At 55.5% G+C, this 20,845-nt stretch carries 17 protein-coding genes; 5 read left to right on the top strand and 12 right to left on the bottom strand.

Translation table 11 applies throughout. The annotated features are described in order from the left end of the window. Positions 1-31: 31 nt before the first annotated feature. The 9 genes from hisC to ndk form a co-directional block, all read right to left on the bottom strand. Positions 32-1,105 carry a histidinol-phosphate transaminase gene (hisC, locus tag INT32_RS18215; protein WP_193090131.1) on the bottom strand — a complete coding sequence of 358 codons (1,074 nt, stop codon included), beginning with the start codon at positions 1,103-1,105 and terminating at the stop codon, positions 32-34. A 3-nt stretch (positions 1,106-1,108) separates the two neighbouring features. Next, positions 1,109-2,572: a ribosome biogenesis GTPase Der gene (gene der, locus INT32_RS18210; protein WP_193090130.1), complete on the bottom strand. Its 1,464-nt coding sequence runs from the start codon at positions 2,570-2,572 to the stop codon at positions 1,109-1,111. After that, positions 2,569-3,726 (bottom strand): outer membrane protein assembly factor BamB, encoded by a 1,158-nt coding sequence (gene bamB / locus INT32_RS18205; RefSeq protein WP_193090129.1) that lies wholly within the window; start codon positions 3,724-3,726, stop codon positions 2,569-2,571. Before bamB ends, der begins: the two co-directional genes overlap by 4 nt. A gap of 2 nt (positions 3,727-3,728) precedes the next feature. Beyond that, positions 3,729-4,370: a tetratricopeptide repeat protein gene (locus INT32_RS18200; protein ID WP_193090128.1), complete on the bottom strand. Its 642-nt coding sequence runs from the start codon at positions 4,368-4,370 to the stop codon at positions 3,729-3,731. 73 nt (positions 4,371-4,443) lie between these two features. After that, entirely contained in the window at positions 4,444-5,706 is a 1,263-nt protein-coding gene (gene hisS / locus INT32_RS18195) for a histidine--tRNA ligase (RefSeq protein WP_226817270.1), read from the bottom strand. A 59-nt stretch (positions 5,707-5,765) separates the two neighbouring features. Continuing rightward, entirely contained in the window at positions 5,766-7,067 is a 1,302-nt protein-coding gene (gene ispG / locus INT32_RS18190; RefSeq protein WP_193090127.1) for a flavodoxin-dependent (E)-4-hydroxy-3-methylbut-2-enyl-diphosphate synthase, read from the bottom strand. Between the two features lie 82 nt (positions 7,068-7,149). Then, a complete protein-coding gene (locus INT32_RS18185) occupies positions 7,150-7,674 on the bottom strand; it encodes a RodZ family helix-turn-helix domain-containing protein (RefSeq protein WP_193090126.1) in 525 nt (174 codons plus the stop codon). After that, positions 7,671-8,849: a 23S rRNA (adenine(2503)-C(2))-methyltransferase RlmN gene (gene rlmN / locus INT32_RS18180; RefSeq protein ID WP_193090125.1), complete on the bottom strand. Its 1,179-nt coding sequence runs from the start codon at positions 8,847-8,849 to the stop codon at positions 7,671-7,673. Before rlmN ends, INT32_RS18185 begins: the two co-directional genes overlap by 4 nt. A gap of 43 nt (positions 8,850-8,892) precedes the next feature. After that, positions 8,893-9,300, bottom strand: a complete 408-nt coding sequence (gene ndk, locus INT32_RS18175; protein ID WP_014750897.1) for a nucleoside-diphosphate kinase — start codon at positions 9,298-9,300, stop codon at positions 8,893-8,895. Between the two features lie 183 nt (positions 9,301-9,483). Here ndk and INT32_RS18170 point away from each other — a divergent pair, with 183 nt between their 5' ends. From INT32_RS18170 to INT32_RS18150, 5 genes are all read left to right on the top strand, one after another. Further along, a complete protein-coding gene (locus INT32_RS18170) occupies positions 9,484-12,324 on the top strand; it encodes a valine--tRNA ligase (protein ID WP_193090124.1) in 2,841 nt (946 codons plus the stop codon). Between the two features lie 331 nt (positions 12,325-12,655). Next, entirely contained in the window at positions 12,656-13,513 is an 858-nt protein-coding gene (locus INT32_RS18165) for an aldo/keto reductase (RefSeq protein WP_193090123.1), read from the top strand. A gap of 716 nt (positions 13,514-14,229) precedes the next feature. Then, entirely contained in the window at positions 14,230-15,210 is a 981-nt protein-coding gene (locus INT32_RS18160; RefSeq protein ID WP_193090122.1) for a tripartite tricarboxylate transporter substrate binding protein, read from the top strand. Positions 15,211-15,223: 13 nt separating this feature from the next. Further along, positions 15,224-17,560: a cytochrome P450/oxidoreductase gene (locus INT32_RS18155; RefSeq protein ID WP_193090121.1), complete on the top strand. Its 2,337-nt coding sequence runs from the start codon at positions 15,224-15,226 to the stop codon at positions 17,558-17,560. A gap of 156 nt (positions 17,561-17,716) precedes the next feature. Continuing rightward, positions 17,717-18,547 (top strand): IclR family transcriptional regulator, encoded by an 831-nt coding sequence (locus INT32_RS18150; RefSeq protein ID WP_193090120.1) that lies wholly within the window; start codon positions 17,717-17,719, stop codon positions 18,545-18,547. A gap of 144 nt (positions 18,548-18,691) precedes the next feature. On the opposite strand, the gene INT32_RS18145 is transcribed toward INT32_RS18150, so the two are convergent. From INT32_RS18145 to thpD, 3 genes are all read right to left on the bottom strand, one after another. Then, positions 18,692-19,309 carry a zeta toxin family protein gene (locus tag INT32_RS18145; RefSeq protein ID WP_193090119.1) on the bottom strand — a complete coding sequence of 206 codons (618 nt, stop codon included), beginning with the start codon at positions 19,307-19,309 and terminating at the stop codon, positions 18,692-18,694. After that, positions 19,306-19,563 carry a hypothetical protein gene (locus INT32_RS18140; RefSeq protein ID WP_193090118.1) on the bottom strand — a complete coding sequence of 86 codons (258 nt, stop codon included), beginning with the start codon at positions 19,561-19,563 and terminating at the stop codon, positions 19,306-19,308. The genes INT32_RS18145 and INT32_RS18140 overlap by 4 nt, the downstream gene beginning before the upstream one ends. A 349-nt stretch (positions 19,564-19,912) precedes the next feature. Next, on the bottom strand, positions 19,913-20,830 hold the full coding sequence (gene thpD / locus INT32_RS18135; protein WP_193090117.1) for an ectoine hydroxylase: 918 nt from the start codon (positions 20,828-20,830) through the stop codon (positions 19,913-19,915). Between the last annotated feature and the right edge of the window lie 15 nt (positions 20,831-20,845).

The raw sequence follows: 20,845 nt of genomic DNA, 5'->3' as shown, positions 1-20,845 counted from the left end.
CAGAAAAAAAGCAGTAATTTGCTATATTAGATTAAGAAACTATTTCAGACAATGACTTAATGAGTGTTTCGCACTGTTTTTTTGTGCCAATCGTAACACGTAGAAATGAAGCGATACGCGGGTGGCGAAAGTGGCGCACCAAAATGGCGTGAGACCGCAATGCCGTCAGCAGCTGTGCTGCATCATGCCGCGGATGCGATACGAAAACAAAATTCGCCTTGGACGGCAGCACAACGAAACCCAGCTTGTGCAATGCCTCGGTCAGCGCGTCACGCGTGGCGGCAACTTCCCGTGTTGTTTGCTCAAAGTATGCCTGATCGTCAAACGCTGCAATGGCGCCCGCTTCGGCAAGACGATCGACCGGATACGAATTAAAACTGTTCTTGACGCGGACCAATCCCTCCAGCAGTTCGGGCTGGCCCAGCGCAAAGCCAACCCGCAAGCCAGCCAGCGAGCGGGATTTTGATACCGTTTGCAGCACCACCAGATTCTTGTATTTTTTGATCAGCGGCACACATGACTCTGCACCAAAATCGACATAGGCCTCGTCAACGGCAATCACCCACTGCGGACGCTGGATCAGCAACTGTTCGATCTCGGCGCATTTAAGCGCAATGCCGGTTGGCGCATTCGGGTTGGGGAAGATGACGGCACTGACAGACTCGGCCGGCAACGCCAGATAATCCTGAATACGAATACTGAAGTCTTCCGCCAGCGGGACATTCTGATAATCAATGTCATAAAGCCGGCAATAGACCGGATAGAAGCTGTATGTAATATCGGGGAACAGGATCTGCTTGCCATGATGGCGGAACAGGCTTAGGAAAAGATGCGCCAGCACTTCGTCGGAGCCATTGCCGGCAAACACATGGTCTACCGGCAAGTCGTAATACTTGCCCAGAGCCGTGCGCAGGCGGTCGCTCTCAGGACTGGGATACAGGCGCAGTTGATCCGCCGTTGCCTGGCGGATCGCCTCAAGAACCGCAGGTGACGGCGCAAAGGGTGACTCGTTGGTGTTGAGCTTGATCAAATCCGTCTGTTTCGGTTGCTCGCCAGGCACATAGGGATCCAGCGTTTTGACAAAATCACTCCAGTACGCACTCATTTTTTACTCTGCTTTCTTGTATGGATTTTTGGAAGATTTGAACTCGATCCGTAGCGGTGTCCCCTCCAGCTTGAATACAGTACGCATTCTGGATTCGAGGTAACGACGGTAGGATTCCGGAATCGCATCCAGCGCATTGCCATGAATGACAATGAGTGGCGGGTTCTGTCCGCCCTGGTGCGCATAACGCATCTTGGGCCGGAAAATCCCCTTGCGCGGCGGTTGCTGCTGCTCGACTGCGGCATGCAGTTCGCGGGTAAGCTTGGGTGTTGACAGCTTGGCAAACGCGGCAGCATGCGCTTCATGCACTGAACGCATCAATTGCGTAATGCCTGCGCCTTTGAGCGCGGAAATGGTATGCATTTTGGCAAATGACAGGAATCGCAGCTTGCGCTCAAACTCGCGTTCGATCCAGTCGCGTTTATCGCGATCCAGGCCGTCCCACTTGTTGATGGCCACCACCAGCGCTCTGCCGGTCTCAAGCACGAACCCGGCAATGTGTGCATCCTGTTCTGAAATCTCGCTTTGCGCATCAAGCATGAGCACGACCACATTACTGGCTTCAATCGCCTGCAGCGTTTTGATCACCGAGAATTTTTCGATCGATTCGAACACTTTGCCGCGCTTGCGCAGGCCTGCTGTATCGATTAGGGTATACAGACGACCGTTGCGTTCAAATTCAATTTCAATCGCATCCCGCGTGGTGCCGGGCATATCAAAGGCGATAACTCGCTCTTCGCCCAGCAGCGTATTGATGAGCGTGGATTTGCCAACGTTGGGGCGCCCCACAATAGCCAGCTTCAGACGATGATCGGTAAAATCGTCAGGCGTGGCTTCAGCCTCGTCCTCTGTTGTGTCGGCTGTCGCCAGCACCTGGGCAATCTGCTCGTCAGACAGCTCCACCTCATCGGCTTGCTCGTCTTGGCCAGCTTCGCCCTTATCCGCAGGCTGACTCTTTGCCAGCACGTCGGCCAGCGCAGTCTCGATAAGATCGACGACGCCATCGCCATGAGCCGATGAAATCGCATAGGGCTCGCCCAGGCCAAGCTCATGAAAGTCTGCCGTGGCTACGCCATGGTTCATGCCTTCGGCCTTGTTCACGGCCAGAAAGACATGCGCCCGGGTCTTGCGCAACAGGCGGGCGATCTCATGATCGTGGGCATTGACCCCGGCGCGCGCGTCAACCAGGAAGATCACGACATCAGATTCAGAGATGGCCAGGCTGGTTTGCCTTGCCATTTCCATGAGGATGCCACTTTTGGCTACGGGTTCGAAACCGCCGGTATCCACGACTAGAAACGGAATCTCGCCAACCCGGCCTTCGCCATAGTGCCGATCACGTGTGAGACCAGCATAGTCGGCCACCAGCGCCGCCCTGGAACGCGTCAGGCGATTAAACAGGGTTGACTTGCCAACATTAGGCCGGCCAACCAGCGATACCACGGGTTTAAAGGAAACAGTACTCAACGTGCACCAAGCATAACAAGATTACCCGCACCGGTTTGCACCAGGATACCCTGGGCGGTGACGGTCAGCGGCGATAACATCGGATCGCCGCCAAATTCGGATCTGCCAAGCAGATGCCCATCGGCATCGGACAGATAATGTATATAGCCTTCATAATCACCAACAGCAACAACATTGCCGTTGGACACTGCATTGGTCAGGCCCCGGTTTTTCAGAACCTGATTGATCCATTGCTGCTGGCCGTTACCCAGTGCCATGCGGACGACTTCACCGTGTATGCCGGTGGCATAAAGCGAATTATTGTTCAGTGTGACGCCTGTCGCACTGGAGAATGGCTGCGACCACAATGCCTGTCCGTCGCCGCGGCCGGGTGTGTAGCAACCGGCATTGCCTTGATAAGTAGCCACGCACACACCATTGCCGACCAGCACCGGTGCGCCCACAACGTCTGTCACACTATCGAGATCGGTCACGCCGCGAATGGGGCCGGCCAGGACATCCCACTGCAACCTGCCGGTTTTCAGGTCCAGTGCGACCAGCCGACCGCTGGGAACAGCAACCAGGACATTGCCCTTGTCGATAATCATGCGGGAAACGGCGCGCAGTGCCAGCGCAGCATTGGTGCGCTGGTAATTCCACAGCAGCTCGCCGCTGCCGGCATCAAAACCCTGGACACGATAATCGTCGGCCCGCACCACCACGACGCCCTGCCCTACAGCAGGTGGCGTTGACACCCGTGTACTGGCTTTAGCGGTCCATAGTGGTTTGCCGGCCATATCCAAGGCGGTAATCTTGCCGTCCGGGGCGGCAACAACGGCGATATTGCCATCTGATCCCACTCCGGCAGACAAGGCATCGCCTACTGATGTTTTCCACTGCACTGCGCCATTGGACAGCGCAACCCGTGCCACGGACCCATCCGGCGTTGCGGCCAACACACTGTCGCCAGCTACTGCAGGAGCGAACCCGACGCCGCTGCCAGAACCGATTGATGCGCTCCATGCTGCAGCAGGAACCGTGGTCTGGGTATATTCGGTCAGATCGACTGGCTCAAATTGCGACGGAGTCTCAAAAAGGCTGCAGCCGCCGAGCGCCAGCGCGCCGACCAGCACCGTAAGTTTCAGAAAACGACGAGGCATATGTTGAAACATCATGATTATTCTCCACCTAAAGCACTGATTTTCAATTGAATGGTGTTCACAAATGCTGCCGGTAATTGCTGGACGGAAAGCGCTGCTTTCCACGCTGCAACCGCCTCCTGCTTCTTGCCCTGGGCGATCAGCACATCACCTTTACGATCATCGTAAAGCGCCTTGAAAGCTTCTGGCGGATTATTCAATTGTGCCAGCGCCTCGTCGAACTTTTTCTGGTCAGCGTAGACACTGGCCAGACGCAACTTTGCCACAGGCAACAGCTCAGGGAAATCACTGCCGCGTCCGGCCAGCCAGGTAAGCTCCTGCTGCGCCTGGTCATAATGACCGCCACGTATATAAAAATCGGCCGCCAGCAAAGCGCCACGGGCTGCGTAGGCCGTATCGCCATAACTCTTCTTGAGTTCGGCCGCTGCCTGATCCAGCCTGGCCTGACTGTCTGCATCAGAAGACACGGCCGAGGTTTGGACGATTTCATAATAGCCAAGCGCCTGCTTGACCTGCGAGGACTTATACCAGCTCCAGCCGTACCATGCCAGTATGCCCAGCATGACAACAATAATAGCGGTCAGAATTGTGTTGCCGAAACGATCCCACCACCCCTTTAGCGAGTCGATCCGTTCCTGTTCTTCGAGGTCAAAAGCCATATTCTTCAACTATCCTTTACTGATTTTCAAGCCGATCACGTAACGAGACTGCCTGCTGTTGATTGTTAATTATTTACTGAGCCCGGAGTTTATCCAGCAATGCGTTTGCCAGCTCGCTTTGCGCCACGCTAAACTGCGGTGCGGTCGCGCCTTGGGCATCTGCCCGCAAAAACTTCACGGATGCCGAATGCTGAGTCATTTCGGATTCCCCTAAAATTACCGCAAGGCGCGCGCCGCTGGCATCGGCTCGTTTAAATTGCGATTTGAACGAGCCCATGCCAGGATGCACAATACAGCGCACGCCAAGATCTCTGGCAGATTCAGCCATGCCGGCAGCCACACGGGCCGATTGCGCATCGCTATGGACGAAATATACATCACATTCGGGCATCATCTGCACTTTCGCATCCTCCAGCCATAATGCAAGCAATCGCTCCAGCCCGATGGCAAAGCCGATGGCTGGCGCCGTTTTGCCACCCAGCAGATCAAACAGGCCATCATAGCGCCCGCCCCCGCAGACGGTTCCCTGGGCGCCAAGCCTGTCGGTCACCCATTCAAAAACGGTCAGATTGTAGTAATCGAGTCCGCGCACCAGTCGCGGATTCAGAGTATAGGCGATATCGGCATCATCCAGTCTCTGGCATAGGGCATCAAAGTGCGCCCTGGATTCGCTGCCCAGAAAATCGAACAGCTTGGGCGCGTCATTGGCCATCTGTTGCATCGCCGGATTTTTCGTATCCAGCACCCGCAGGGGATTGCTGTACATGCGGCGCTGTCCGTCAGCGTCCAGAACCGCTTTATGCTTTTCCAGATGCGCGATCAGCGCTTCACGATGCGCCCGTCGTTCCTCCAGTTGCCCAAGCGAATTGAGTTCCAGCCGGATGTCGTTGATACCCAGTTGTTTCCACAGACGTGCCAGCATGATGATCTGCTCGGCATCGATATCAGGCCCGGGAAAGCCCAGGGCTTCGACCGAGATCTGGTGAAACTGCCGGTAGCGTCCTTTCTGTGGCCGTTCATGCCGGAACACCGGCCCCATGGTATACAGACGCTGCGCGCGGTCGTACAACATATTGTGCTCAATCGCGGCCCGCACGACGCCCGCAGTAAACTCCGGGCGCATCGTCATCAGTTCCTGCCGGTCAGCCGACATGCTGAAGGTATACATTTCCTTCTCGACAATATCGGTGACCTCGCCAATGCCGCGCGCAAACAGACGAGTCTGCTCCAGCACGGGGGTGCGTACGTTCTGATAGCCATATAGACTTAGCCACTGCCGGAGCATGGCTTCCAGCTGCTCCCAGTGCGCCGACTGGCCTGGCAGGATGTCGTTCATTCCGCGTAAAGCTGTGACCTTTTGGAATGCGGTTGTGTTACTCAAAATAGTTACTCTTGTCAGTTCAAATTATTGCTGTTCTGTCCGGATACATCCGAACCCTGTGCGCCATAACGCTTGTGAACGTAATCACGCACGATTTCCTGGAATTCTTCGGCAATCGCCTCGCCCTTCAGGGTAACGCTGCGCTGCCCATCGATAAAGACCGGGGCTGAAGGAACCTCTCCGGTACCCGGCAGACTGATTCCGATATCGGCATGGCGGCTTTCGCCAGGCCCGTTTACTACACAGCCCATGACCGCAACGTTCATGCTTTCTACGCCAGGATACTGCGCCTTCCATACTGGCATCTGCCGGCGCAGGTAAGACTGAATGCTATCGGCCAGCTCCTGGAAGTAGGTACTGCTGGTGCGCCCGCAACCGGGACACGCCACGACCATGGGGGTAAACGCCCGTAAGCCCATGGTTTGCAGTATTTCCTGCGCCACGATCACTTCGCGGGTGCGATCACCGCCCGGTTCAGGTGTAAGAGAAATGCGAATCGTATCACCGATTCCTTCCTGAAGCAGTACGGACAACGCGGCCGTAGAAGCCACAATGCCCTTGCTACCCATGCCGGCCTCGGTCAAGCCCAGATGCAACGGATAATCACAACGGGCAGAAAGGTTCCGATATACCGAAATCAGATCCTGAACATGGCTTACCTTACAGGACAGGATGATGGCATCACCGGCCAGACCCAGTTCTTCGGCGCGGGCAGCGTTGGTAATGGCAGACACCACCAGCGCCTCGCGCATGACAGCCGATGCGTCCCAGGGAACGCTGCGCCGGCTGTTGTCGTCCATCATGCGCGCCATGAGTTCATGATCCAGGCTGCCCCAGTTTACGCCTATGCGTACCGGTTTCTCATAGCGGCAGGCCACTTCAATCATCTGCGCGAAATTGTCGTCGCGTTTTTTGCCGCCGCCCATATTGCCCGGGTTGATCCGGTATTTGGACAGCGCCTGCGCGCACTCGGGAAACTGGGTAAGCAGCTTGTGCCCGTTGTAATGGAAGTCGCCCACCAGCGGAACCGAAACACCCATGCGATCCAGTTGCTCGCGAATTGCCGGCACTTCCTTTGCCGCCTCGGGCGTATTGACGGTGATGCGCACCATCTCGGAACCGGCCTGCGCCAATTCCTTGACCTGAATGGCCGTCGCGATCGGATCTGCCGTGTCGGTATTGGTCATCGATTGCACCACGACTGGCGCACCGCCACCAATTTGGACCTGTTTGGCACCCCATACGACACGTGCACCACGCGTCGGACGGCGGGTCAACTGGCCAATAGGAAACGGCGATTGTTCAACGATGGTCATGGTAGTGTCAGTCTTAAACAGAGTGGTACGGCCGAAGTCGGGTCAGCGCACTGCAGCGACAAGAGCGATACCATTGAGTCAGTTATTCAAACCAGTGCTGCAGGCTTTCGAGACCGAGATCCTGCAAGGTGTACCAGCCGCGGGTAAAGCCGTAGACGGCAATTACGACCAGCACGAGCAAGATGACAAACAGCCACAGGCCTGTACCACTGGAGCGCCCGGACCGGGAGTAACTGTCCCGGATTTCATAATCGGTGCTGCGTTTCAGGTTGATATTGGTCGTGGCTGCAGAGGCAGCAACAACCTGCTGGCCGCCTTCAACGCCTGGCTGCTGGCCCAGCAATTGCAACAATGGCTGCTCATCCGCTTCCAATACCTGCGCATATTTCTTGACCATGCCACGCAACATGAAGCCAGTGGGCAATGACGCCCAGTTCTGACTTTCCAGCGCGCGCAACTGAGTCTCGGAAAACTTGATGCGATTGGAGATTTCAGCCAACGTAAGACCACGAGCCGCTCTGAGCGTCGCGAGCGTCTGGCCCAGCGATTGTACGGGGGCCGACTCTTCACGGGGAATATCAGCGGCAATGTCTGTTTCGTTGGTCATGAAGAAATCTCGGTAATGGGAATGGATTTGAAGGCCTGCATGCGTTCGCTGATGCGGGTACGGTCTTTAACGTCGCCCGCGAGCTGTCCACAGGCGGCATCAATATCTTCACCTCGGGTTTTACGCACCGTGGTAATCACGCCCTGATCCACCAGCAAGCTGGAGAACTGGCGAATGCGTGCATTGCTGGACCGCTTCAGACCCGCCTCCGGAAACGGATTGAACGGAATCAGGTTCAGCTTGCACTTGACCTGGCGCGTGATATCCACCAGTTGACGGGCATGCTCATCCGAATCATTCACGCCATCGAGCATGACGTATTCAAAGGTGATGAAATCACGCGGCGCATGCACAAGATAGCGGTTACAGGCGGCAATAAGCTCAGCCAGCGGATATTTGCGATTGAGCGGCACCAGTTGATCGCGCAACGCATCGTTCGGCGCATGCAGCGATACCGCCAGCGCAACCGGGCAGTCATGCGCCAGGCGGTCCATGAACGGTACGACACCGGAAGTGGACACCGTGACTCGACGCCGCGACAGCCCATAGGCATTATCGTCGAGCATAAGCAGCAATGCCGGCAGAACCTGATCATAATTGAGTAGCGGCTCGCCCATTCCCATCATGACGACATTGCTGATGACGCGAAGATCCTGGTCCTGTACGGCAGCTGGTGGCTCATCCTGTCCTGCGGCGGCCAGACGTGCGGCAGGCATATCCTGCATGATATCGTGGCGGGCCTTCCACAATTGACCGACAATTTCAGCTGTGGTCAGATTTCGATTGAAGCCCTGGTGACCAGTAGAGCAGAAACGGCAGCCCACGGTACAACCGGCCTGACTGGAAATGCACAGGGTTCCCCTGTCATCTTCCGGAATGAATACGGTTTCGACAGCATTATTATTGCCTACATCAAACAGCCACTTGCGGGTACCGTCGGTAGATACTTTCTGGGTAATAACCGATGGTGTTTGCAACGAGCAGCGTTCTGTCAGCGTGCTGCGAAAGTCCTTGGCCAGATCTGTCATCTGGTCGAAATCGGAGATGCCGCGCTGGTGCACCCAGCGCAGCAACTGTTTCGCGCGAAAAGGCTTGTTACCCCAGTCACCCACCTGCTTGACGAGCGAATCGGATTCGACACCCAGAAGATTGATGCGTTGATCGGTAGTAGTCATAACAGCCTTTTGCGGAAAATGAAGCACGTTTTCAGCGAGCCTGTTACTTCTTGAAGAAGTAAGCAATTTCGTTGGCTGCTGTGTCAGCGGCATCGGAGCCATGTACAGCGTTGGCGTCAATGCTGTCGGCGAAGTCGGCGCGGATGGTACCGGCATCGGCTTTCTTGGGATCTGTGGCGCCCATGAGTTCGCGGTTTTTGGCGATGGCGTTTTCACCTTCCAGAACCTGAATAAAAACAGGACCGGAAATCATGAATTTGACCAGATCGTTGAAAAAAGGACGCTCTTTGTGAACGGCATAAAAGCCTTCGGCTTCGGCCTGGCTCAGTTGCTGCATACGAGCTTCAACCACTTTGAGACCCGCTTTTTCGAAGCGGGAAATAATTTCGCCGATAACATTTTTGGCAACAGCATCGGGTTTGATGATAGAGAGCGTACGTTCAACAGCCATTTAATTACTCCAAATATTCAATGAAAACAGTTACTTCAACGAAGTTTTAACTAACTCGGCATTTTAACATGCAAAATTAGGGCGCTACACCTTAAAATAAGGGTTTTCGATAAAGACTCACCATTTTGCTGACCCTTTGGGCCTGACGGCCATAAACCCGCCAGCCCATCCACTGTTGATACTATGACTCAAACACCTGCCCCCGACGAATTGCCCAAAAGTTTTGAACCCAAGGAGCTTGAACGCACCTGGTACCAGGAATGGGAACGCATGGGCGTCTTTCGGGCCGGCCGCCACACGTCTACAGACGCACCGGAAAGTGGCGAACCCTACACCATTCAGTTCCCGCCCCCCAATGTCACAGGCACGCTGCATATGGGGCACGCCTTCAATCATACGATCATGGATGGTCTGATCCGCTACCACCGGATGCTGGGCAGCGACACCGTCCTGGTGCCAGGCACCGATCATGCGGGCATTGCCACGCAAATTGTCGTTGAGCGCCAGCTGGATGCCCAGAAAACCACCCGGCACGACCTGGGTCGGGAGGCCTTCGTAAAGCGCGTATGGGAATGGAAGGAACAGTCGGGCAATACGATCACCGCTCAGGTACGACGCCTGGGCGCTTCGGCAGACTGGCCGCGTGAATATTTCACCATGGACAGCCAGATGTCCCTGGGCGTGGTCGAAACCTTTGTCCGTCTGCACGAGCAAGGTCTGATCTACCGCGGCAAACGGCTGGTCAACTGGGATCCGGTACTGGGCACAGCAGTGTCTGACCTGGAAGTAGAAAGCCAGGAAGAAGATGGCTTTCTCTGGCATATCCGCTACCCCCTTACCGAACCGGTAAACGGGCTGGAATATCTGGTGGTGGCAACTACCCGTCCTGAAACCATGCTGGGCGATGTGGCTGTCATGGTTCACCCTGAAGACGAACGCTACAGCCACCTGGTGGGCAAGTCAGTACGTCTGCCCCTGTGCGATCGCAATATCCCAGTGATTGCCGACGATTATGTCGATCGAGAATTCGGTACAGGTGTGGTCAAGGTAACCCCCGCCCACGATTTTAACGACTATGCCGTTGGCCAGCGCCATCAGCTGGATATGATCAGTATTCTGACGCTGGACGCAAAAATCAGTGAAGACGCCCCCGCCCGCTTCCAGGGCCTGGACCGATTCGAGGCGCGCAAGCAAATTGTTGCAGAGCTTGAGGCCCAGGCGCTTCTGGAGAGCATCAAGCCGCACAAACTCATGGTGCCGCGCGGCGATCGGACCAAATCGGTCATTGAACCCATGCTGACAGACCAGTGGTTTGTCGCCATGAGCAAGCCGGCCCCTGAAGGCACGCACAACCCGGGCAAAAGCATTACCCAGGTTGCGCTGGACGTGGTGCGTGATGGTGAAGTGCGCTTTTTTCCGGATAACTGGAGCAACACCTATAACCAGTGGCTGGAAAACATCCAGGACTGGTGCATTTCCCGGCAATTATGGTGGGGTCACCAGATTCCGGCCTGGTACACAGAAGACGGCCAGATCTTTGTCGCCCGCAACGAGGAAGAAGCGCAGATCAAAGCCAAAAAAGCCGGCGTGACCGGACCGCTGCGCCGCGACGACGACGTGCTGGACACCTGGTTTTCCTCTGGTCTGGTCCCTTTTACGACCATGGGCTGGCCGGCAGAAACAGATGATTTCAAACGCTATATGCCGTCAAATGTGCTGGTCACCGGCTTTGACATCATCTTTTTCTGGGTGGCGCGCATGATCATGATGAGCATGCATCTGACCGGCCAGGTACCGTTCCGTCATGTCTATGTGCACGGGCTGATTCTGGACGCCTACGGCCAGAAAATGAGCAAATCCAAGGGCAACACGCTGGATCCTGTGGACCTGATCGATGGTGTTGATCTGGACACGCTGGTCGCCAAGCGCACGTCGGGCCTGATGAATCCAAAACAGGCAGGCAAGATCGAAAAGGACACCCGCAAGGCATTTCCGGACGGTATTGCACCTTACGGCGCTGACGCATTGCGCTTTACCATGGCCGCCTATGCCACGCTGGGCAGGAACATGAACTTTGACCTGAAGCGCTGCGAAGGCTACCGCAACTTCTGCAACAAGCTCTGGAATGCCAGCCGCTTTGTGCTCATGAACGTACCGGACGCCGAAGCAGTCAATCAGGACGATAACGAGCTGTCCTTTGCCGATCGCTGGATTACCAGCCGCCTGCAGCAAACCCTTGAAAATATACAGAAAGGGTTTCATGAATATCGCTTCGACATGATTGCAAATGCAATATACCGGTTCGTCTGGGACGAATACTGCGACTGGTATGTTGAACTGGCCAAGGTCCAGATCCAGCGCGGCAACCAGGCGCAGCAAAACGGCACGCGCCGCACCCTGATCCGGGTGCTGGAAGCCATTTTGCGCATGGCCCATCCCATCATTCCGTTTATCACAGAAGCGCTGTGGCAGAAAGTGGCGCTGGTGGCGGGCAAAAAACCAGCGGGCACCACAGCGAGCATCAGTGTTCAGCCATATCCGCTGGCCAACAGCGAGCTGATTGATGAAGCTGCCGAAGCACAGGTCGCCACGCTCAAGGCACAAGTGGAGGCCATCCGGGCGCTGCGCGGAGAGATGAGCCTGTCGCCGGCCCAGAAAGTACCCCTGTTCGCCGAAGGCGACGCCCAGATGCTCAACCGCAATGCCCCATACCTGATGGCGCTGGCCAAACTGAGCGAAGTACAGGTTGTTGACCTGCTGCCTGATCTGGGTGCGCCGGTTCAGATCCTGGACAACACCCGGTTGATGCTCAACGTGCAAATTGACAAGGAAGCTGAACTGGCCCGGCTGGCCAAAGAAGCTCAGCGTCTGGAAGGCGAAATTGCCAAAGCACAAGGCAAACTGTCCAACGAAGGCTTTGTCGCACGCGCACCGGGCCATGTCATTGAACAGGAAAAAGAGCGCCTGGCCCAATTTACCGAACGCCTTGAAGGCATTCGTGGGCAACAGGCCAGGCTGCAGTAAACATCTGGCTGATCCGTCCTTTGTTGGTTCGGGTCAGCCTGTTGCCTCCCGGCAATCCGCCACGGCGCATCTTACCGGCCAGGCCATTGAGTTTTCACGCCGGGCGCGGTGCTTTTGTCTACGGGCAGCGCACCACTGTTTCACCATCAATATATCGCCGAAACTGAGCAAGGCCTGAAACGGGCTCCCATCATTGCCACAGATCCCATAAAATATTCTCGTTACGTCACAATTGTCAGACAACCGACGTTTGTTTTTGGTATGGTAACTGTAACGAGCATCAACACAGCACACTACCCTTTCAACCAATTTGCCAGACAAGGAATTACACATGTCATTGAAAACGTTTACGCTGAATAACGGCCAGACCATCCCCTCACTGGGATTTGGCACATGGGAACTGGATAAGGAAGAAATCTGTGTGCCGGCAGTCACCCAGGCCCTGAAAACCGGTTATCGCGTCATTGATACGGCAGCCCGTTACATGAACGAAGCCTTTGTTGGAAAAGCGCTCGCCCAATCAGGACTGAAGCGCGAACACTACCATCTGACTACGAAAGTCTGGGTCACGGATTTCGGCTACGACCAGACCCTGCGCGCCTTTGACAAATCACTCAAAAAACTGGGGCTGGAGTACGTGGATCTGTATTTGTTGCATTGGCCGGTCGAAGGCTTCAGGGAAAGCTGGAAGGCGCTGGAGAAACTGCAGGACGAAGGCCTGACCAAAGCCATCGGCGTATGCAACTTTGAAATCGACCATCTGCAGGCGCTGGCGGCTAGTTCCAACAGCAAGCCGGTATTGAACCAGGTGGAAACGCATCCGCTGTTTCAGCAGCGTGCGCTGCTCAAGTATATGAACGAACAGGACATTCTGCTTGAGGCCTGGTCGCCACTTGGACGAGGCGACGCGACGCTGCTGACCAACCCCGTTCTTCAGGACATCGCCAAGTCCCACGGCAAGGATGTCGGCCAGGTCATTCTGCGCTGGCATTTGCAGCGCGGCTCACTGGCTATTCCACGCTCAAGCAAGCCAAGCCGTGTCGAGAGCAATTTCCAGATATACGATTTCGAATTAAGCGACGAACAGATGGCGGCCATTAACGCCCTGGACACCAACCAGCGCAGCGCCGGTGACCCCAAGGATCCGGAATGGATCGCCAAGCTCATGAGCATGCCCATTCCCGATTGATGCATATAAATAAACGTATAACTGAGCATATAATTAAGCATATATAAAAAATCGCTTTTACAAATGAAAGCGGCATCAGCAAGCGCCTCCCGAAGTGGCCGTCCTTTTCACCCAGTTGATCAGGGCGGCCATGTTTTATTGCCTGTGCCGATTGACAGCCAGCAAAGCCAGTGATGCCTTGTCGGGACTCCGTTATACCCGGCCCAGGACAGCGTGAACCAGGCAGGCGAACCACCTGCCTGTCACTGTCACTGTGCACGAAGTTGTCAACCTGCCGGCTAAAGCAGAGGCCGCCGATAGTAAAGATCACATAGTAAAGACCAGAGCGTCCACAGTACGCAGCAAGCTTACCGTCACCAGCCGATCCTGCGGTGTCCGAGTTTCAAAAACGGTTCATTAAACAGACACAGCATCACAATAAAGATAACTGCACTCAGACCGCCATGAACCTCGGGCTGGATGCCAGCAACCTGCACAAGCTGGCCAGAAAACCGGGACTCAGGTAAGCCCTCATTGATCGCTGCACTCGTCTAGCCCGCAGGCGACAAACGCTGCGTGGCGCCATCCAAGTCTTGTATGACCGACATAGACGCTGTAATTACAGTTGCCATGGGGAAACCCTTATTTCATTTGTGTTGTATTCATTACGCAATGCGTATATTATTTACGCAATAACGTAGCGCCCACGCAGCACCTACACCAATAACGGAGACAACATGCGCATTCGCACCTACCTGACATCCTGTTCGCTGGCCATTGTCGCCGGCAGTCTAGCCATGGCCCCGGCCCTGGCACAGTCATTCCCCGACAAACCCATCCGCTGGATCGTGCCCTATCCCGCTGGCGGCGGTTCCGATTTCCTGGCTCGCACCATCGGCCAGAGCCTGTCCGAAGATATCAAACAATCTATAGTCATCGACAACAAGCCGGGTGGCAACACCTCCATAGCGGCCAGCGACACGGCGCGCTCCGCTGCCGACGGTTACACCGTGCTGTCGGCCGACAACGGAACCATGGTCTTTAATTCGGCACTGTACAAAAAACTCTCCTATGATCCAGTCAAGGATCTGGCGCCAGTTACCCTGCTTGGACGGTTCCCCATGATCCTGGTGGTCAATCCGGCCAGCAATATCAAAAACCTGAAGGAGTTTGTCGAACACGTCAAAAGCAGCAACGGCAGCATCAACTACGGTTCAGCGGGTGCCGGCAGTCCGCATCATCTGGCCATGGAGCTGTTCCAGACAGAAGCCGGCCTGAAAATGACCCATGTGCCCTATCGCGGCGCGGCCCCCTCACTGACAGATCTTGCCGGCGGCCAGGTGCAGGCCATGATGGTTGATCTGGCGGCAGGTGCGGGCTTTCTGAAAGGCGAAAAAATACGTCCACTGGCCGTGGCAAGCGCCAAACGTTTGCCGCAATTGCCTGACGTGCCCACCTTTGCTGAATCCGGTTATCCCAATGTGGAAGCGGCGGCGCTGGTTGGGATGGTGGCGCCGGCCAAAACCCCTGCTGATATTATTGCCAGCCTGAATAAAAGCGTTGTTGCTGCCCTGAACAAGCCGGCGACACACAAAAAGCTGATCGAATTTGGCATCGAGCCAGTGGGCGACACGCCCGAGCAATACAGCAAGTTGCTTGAGGACGAACGCACTCGCTGGCACAAACTTATCAAAGACTTGAACATTACCCTGGACTGATCCGAGTTACATCATGAATACCCAATCCACTTCGCAGTCAGCGCAGGCGCAATGCCCTTATTCCGGTGCAAACACCAATGCCACCGGCTGCCCGGTGAGCGCCCGCGCTGCGCAGTTCGACCCCTTCGAAGACGCCTACCAACAGGACCCGCCGGAGTATGTGAAATGGTCACGCGAACAGGAGCCGGTATTTTTCAGTCCCAAACTGGGGTACTGGGTGGTGACTCGTTACGAGGATATCAAACAGATATTTCGTGACAACATCACCTTCAGTCCCTCTATTGCACTTGAAAAAATCACACCCACTGGCCCCGAAGCCAACGCCGTGCTGGAGTCCTACAATTACGGCATGAGCCGCACCCTGGTCAATGAAGACGAGCCGGCGCATATGCCACGGCGACGCCTGCTGATGGAGCCATTCACCGTCGACGCATTAAAGCATCACGAACCCATGGTGCGCCAGCTCACCCGCCAATACGTCGACCGCTTTATCAACGATGGCAAAGCAGACCTGGTCGAACAGATGCTGTGGGAAGTGCCGTTGACCGTCGCCCTGCATTTTCTCGGTGTTCCTGAAGAAGACATGGATACCCTGCGCAAGTATTCCATCGCGCATACCGTCAATACCTGGGGCCGCCCGAAGCCGGAAGAACAAGTTGCCGTCGCCCATGCCGTGGGCAACTTCTGGCAACTGGCCGGCACGATTCTGGAGAAGATGCGCAAAAATCCCGAGCAGCCCGGCTGGATGCAATACGGCATTCGCATGCAGCACTTGCATCCGGAGGTGGTGCCTGACTCCTACCTGCATTCCATGATGATGGCTGGCATTGTTGCTGCGCATGAGACCACAGCCAACGCCTCTGCCAATGCCATCAAACTGCTGCTATCGCACCCCCATGTCTGGCAGGAAATCTGTGAGGATCCAAACCTGATTCCGAACGCGGTGGAAGAATGCCTGCGTCATAATGGGTCTGTAGCGGCATGGCGAAGACTCGCGACACGCGATGTGCAGATCGGTGGTATCCAGATTGCGGCAGGCTCAAAGCTGCTGATTGTCAGTTCGTCGGCCAATCATGACGAACGTCATTTTACCGACGCTGATCTGCTCGACATCCGGCGTGAGAATGCCAGCGACCAGCTCACATTCGGCTATGGCTCGCATCAATGCATGGGCAAGAATCTGGCGCGAATGGAAATGCAGATTTTTCTTGAAGAGCTCACCCTGCGCCTGCCCCATTTGAAATTGTCGGAACAGACATTTACCTATGTACCCAACACCTCATTCCGGGGGCCGGAACATTTATTGGTGCACTGGGACCCTGCAGCCAATCCGGAACGCCATAACCCCGCTATTTTGGGCAGACAGCATCCGATACGGCTTGGCGAACCTTCCACCCATTCGCTATCCCGCCAGGTTGTGGTTCAGGAAACCGAGATGCTGACCGACGATATCATGCGAATCCGCCTGGCTGCGGCCGACGGCCAGACCCTGCCGCGCTGGACGCCAGGATCCCACATTGACCTGGTGTGCGGCGACCTGGGTATCTCGCGACAATATTCTCTTTGCGGCGACCCGGCCAATCCACAAGTTCTGGATATTGCCGTATTGCGCGAAGACGCCGGTCGCGGCGGCTCGGCATGGGTGCATCAACATGTCCGTTGCGGCATCCCCTTGCATATCCGTGGTCCGCGCAATCACTTTCATTTCGATGCACAAGCCAAAAAGGCCATCTTCATTGCCGGCGGAATCGGCATTACCCCCATCAGCGCCATGGCGCGGGCGGCCAAAAAACGCGGAATTGATTACCAGATCCACTATTGCGGTCGCAGCCGCAAGAGCATGGCATTGCTCGCTTGCCTGCAGGAGCATGGCGACCGGCTCCATGTCTATGCCGCCGATGAAGCGCGGCGCGCAGATTTTGCCAGCCTGTTGGCCACATCCGACGCCGACACGCAGATCTATGCCTGTGGGCCGCAACGCCTGACCGACTGCCTGCAGAAAATCTGCGAAAGCTGGCCAGACGACGCATTGCATATCGAACATTTTCATTCAACACTGGGCAAACTGGACCCGACCAAGGAGCACTCCTTCGAAGCTGAACTGAAGCAATCGGGCATTACCGTTACCGTTGCTGCAGACCAGACGCTGCTGGAGGCCTTGCGTGGCGCCAATATCGACATCCAGAGCGATTGCGAGGAAGGCCTGTGCGGATCCTGTGAAGTGAGTGTACTGGGCGGCCTGCCTGATCACAGGGATGTGGTGCTCACGCGCAGCGAACGTGCGGCAGGCAAAAAAATGATGAGTTGCTGCTCGCGAGCCAAAGACAAACGCATCGTCCTGGATCTATGACAATCCTCATATGAAAGGCCGGATCATGAATACTTGCCGCCATTGTGCTTGCCGCCCTTGCCGTCTAGTCCCGGGCGAAAATGCCTGCCTGGCCGATCATGTTCTTTTATCGTCCTCTATAATACGGCCCATGTCTACTTCCGGTCTATGTATCAAATGAACGCCCTGAGCGCCCCTGACAATATCACTGCCGCAACCCCCGCGCGCAGCCGTGAAAGACGACAAAGTGTACAGGCAGCTGACACCGTGGTAGCGGTGCTCAAAGGGCTGGCCAGCCTGGGTGGGGGCGCCAGCCTTACCGCCCTGGCAACGCATCTGGACGAAAACCCTGCCAAAGTCCATCGCTATCTGGTGAGCCTTATTGATGGTGGGCTGGTGACACAGAACGCCAATACGCAACAGTACACACTTGGTCTGGAATCCATGTTGATCGGCCTTGCCGCCATGCGACAGGCTGATCCCATCAGAATAGCGGAGCCAGCCCTGATACATCTGCGCGAGCAGCTGGGCATTACCAGCTTTATTGCGGTCATGGGCAACAAAGGCCCGACCATCGTACGGATGGAAGAACCCAGCCTGCCGGTCACGGTGAACGTAAGGGTGGGCTCGGTACTGTCCTTTCTCTGGTCAGCTACCGGCAGAGTCTTTCTCGGGCTGCACAACGAACCTGCCGTACGGGCACTGGCCAGGCAGGAATTTGACACCCTGGACGAAACGCAGAACCCACCGGCGCCATTTGATGTCCTGGTTGCACAATTACATGATGAAATAAGCAGATTTCACTGTGTTTGTGTCAGAGACACCAACCTGAAAGGCATTAGTGCCGTTGCAGCGCCGGTATTTAACTATGCCGGGCAACTGACTGCAGTGCTGACCGCATTGGGCGCCAGCGGCGGCTTTGATACGTCGCTGAGTGGACCCATTGCCGTATCCGTTCGTCAACAAGCGCAACGCATCAGCCAGCAACTGGGCTACAGCATAGCCTGATCAGCACGCCCTAATAACACTGGAATGAACAATCCGGCAGCCTGGCTAATACCGCAGCGTTGCGGTCGGCTACAAGGGGCCCCGATTGTGATGCACTCACCAAAGACAAGGAACCATGTACACGCTTTGCCCAACTGCGTGATCCTACATGCTTTTTTTCTTATGGAGACGGTCCCGTTTACGCAGCGCGGTGGGAATCGCCTGCCTGGCCCACATCGGCAACGATTTGCTTACATATTTGAGCCGGTCTGCCTCGCGGATGAGTAGAGTGCGGCGCCCTCTTTTGCGCTTGTTCTCAAACACCCAGGCCCGGTCTGCAATCTGCAGCGCAAACCCCAGGTTATCCATGCTGCGCCCGTAACGCCGCGCTATCGCATCCAGCGGAACGGCATGACCGCCATCGGCAACGCGTGATTTGACCCGCGCAATAAGCAGCCCCACGTCATCCACGCCAACAAAAGCCAGGATGACCTGATAGCCTGCGAGGCGGGCGCGACGCATCAGGTCCAGCTCAGAATTGCCGCTAAGCGTGGTTTCTATTGCAAAGCTGCGCCCACTGGCAAGCAGCTTATCTCGCGCAAGCAAAGCCAGCCTGCCGGCGCGCATTTGCACCTGTGCGCTATTGCGATTTTCGATATCAAGCTGTTCGGCAATATCGTCCGAATTGACAACCGGCAGATGGCCCGTCAGATGCAAACGCGTAAGCGTTGTTTTGCCTGCCCCATTGGGGCCGGCTACGACCCAGAGTTTCGGTACACTCATGCCGCTGCAGTATCGCCGACCGTTTGTTCGACTCCATCGACAAAACGCACGAGCTGGCGTCGCCCGTCGGGAAATTCCTTGATGATCAGGCCTGGAGGCGTACCATCTTCGCGATAATAAACCGGGCGGCCGGCCTGCAGGTGCGCGCGCGCAGCTGCGCCATTGTCGCGCACGATCCTGACATCAAACATTCTCCAGAACACCTTTTCTTCCACATCGGTCATGGCTTCCAGATTTTCCAGCTTCATTTCCATACTTAACCTCACCGCACAGTGGTGTGTCGCCTTTACGTTTGTATTACCACAAAGGCATACTCCATCACACTGTACGAAAGCATCGCCCAATATCCACGAGGTGGATCTCATTTCCCACCCTATCGACTGATTATATGCAATCTGCAGAAAATAACAGGCATTTCACCCCAGGGCGCGCTATCCCATCATTTTACAACCACCACCCTGCAAATGAAAAATGGCCCCGGGGGAAAAACCGGAGCCATTCTGACGCTCATTTTTCTACAACGATATTGGCTTGCGCACGCAGGCGAAACAATGCCCAATCCGGAATGCGTTCAACCGTAGCAAATACATTCCGTATCGTACATCACGCAACTTCCTGCAACGCATCCAGCGGCTCCAGCGCGCCCTCAAATGCCCGCGTCGCAATGTATTCAGGACGCGGCGCCAGCCCATATTTTGGTGCATTAAGCGTATTCTCAACGCTGTTATACACCATGAATACGTTGGCACGTGGCCATGGCGAAATGTTGCCGTTAGAACCGTGCATGGTATTGCAATCGAAAAACACCACCGAGCCGGCTTTGCCGGTAACGGCTTTGATGCCGCCCTGCTCTGCGAGCAACTCCAGACTCAATGGATCAGGCACGCCATATTCCTGAGCCTTCAACGATTTTTTGTAGTTCTCGTCGGGTGTGATTCCCCGGCACGAAATGAACTGTCGATGAGAACCTGGCACAACCATAAGCGGACCGTTGCATTCATTGTTGTCTGTCAGCAATACCGAGCAACTCAACGCGCGCATATGAGGCATTCCATCTTCCGTATGCCATGTTTCAAAGTCGGAATGCCAGTAAAACTCCTTACCCTTGAAACCAGGCTTAAGATTGGCTCGCGACTGATGCAGGTACACTTCCGAACCCAATATCTGACGTGCAACATGAATCAGACGAGGATCGCGTGAAAGCCGATCCATTACCTTGTTCAACGCATGCACCTTGAAGATGGAACGAACAGCTTTGCTGCCGGGTTCGGTAATCGCTTCGTCGCTCGCGGCAATCTTGCTGTTGTTGGTCATCGCTAGCACTTCGTCCATCAACACCTTGACTTCCTGCTCACTGAACAGGCTGTCCAACACCAAAAATCCGTCCCGTTCGTAGGCAGCCATCTGCTCGGCAGACAACGCATCGGCGTAATTGCCGTCACCATACACCACGGGTTCCTGTCTGGCGATAATTGCGGCTGTGCCGCTGGTACGTGATTCATAAATGTCGGTTACGACCATCTTGTACTCCTTATC

The organism is Advenella sp. FME57 (genome assembly GCF_014897675.1).
In the GTDB taxonomy this organism is placed as follows: domain Bacteria; phylum Pseudomonadota; class Gammaproteobacteria; order Burkholderiales; family Burkholderiaceae_B; genus Advenella.
Note: the sequence above shows the minus strand (reverse complement) of the source record. Positions and strands in the feature narration are given on the sequence as shown.